Genomic DNA, 587 nt, shown 5'->3' with positions numbered 1-587 from the left:
CCGCTCGGCCAGTCGCAGCATGTCGAGGCAAATGGCTTCGATGGCCGTGCGCATCATGTTGGCGTAGGCCACGGTAGTTTCAGAGCCTTCGGGCGTGGCGGCCCCGGGCCGGGCGGCGTTTTCGGCCGCGCCGCGCACCCACTGGTGGCCGCTTTCCAGCAAAATGGCCATTTCACCCAGGCGCTGACGTTGGTACGGGTCGTCGGTGCGGCCCAGGCCGCGCAGAAAGTTTCGGGTTTCCTCGAATACTGCCTCGGCCCCGCCCAGCTGCACCGCTGCAAACCGAATTGCCCCGCCGCTGAACGCCGGCTGCTGATAATACGCATTGGGTGGGCCGATGAGGTCGTCGGCATCCAGCTCCAGCCCGGTCAAATCGGCCCGAAAGCTGGCGGTGGCCCGCATGCCCAGCGGTTGCCAGAACGAGCGGTCGAGCAGCGGGGCCTGCACTTCGGCTGGCAGCACGAACAGCTGCCAGCCTTTGCCATCGGGTAGCGCCCCGGTGATGAGCGGCCGGCTCACGTGCCCGGCCCCCGAGGCGAAGGTTTTGGCCCCGTGCAGCCGGTAGCGGCCGTTGGGCAGCGCCTCCA

General features: G+C 68.3%; 1 protein-coding gene. It reads right to left on the bottom strand.

All coding sequences use genetic code 11. The annotated features are described in order from the left end of the window. Nucleotides 1-587, bottom strand: a 587-nt coding sequence (locus ACYVDE_RS25620) for an acyl-CoA dehydrogenase family protein (RefSeq protein WP_460504322.1), incomplete at both ends; no start/stop codon positions are given.

This window comes from Hymenobacter agri (genome assembly GCF_054778495.1).
Note: the sequence above shows the minus strand (reverse complement) of the source record. Positions and strands in the feature narration are given on the sequence as shown.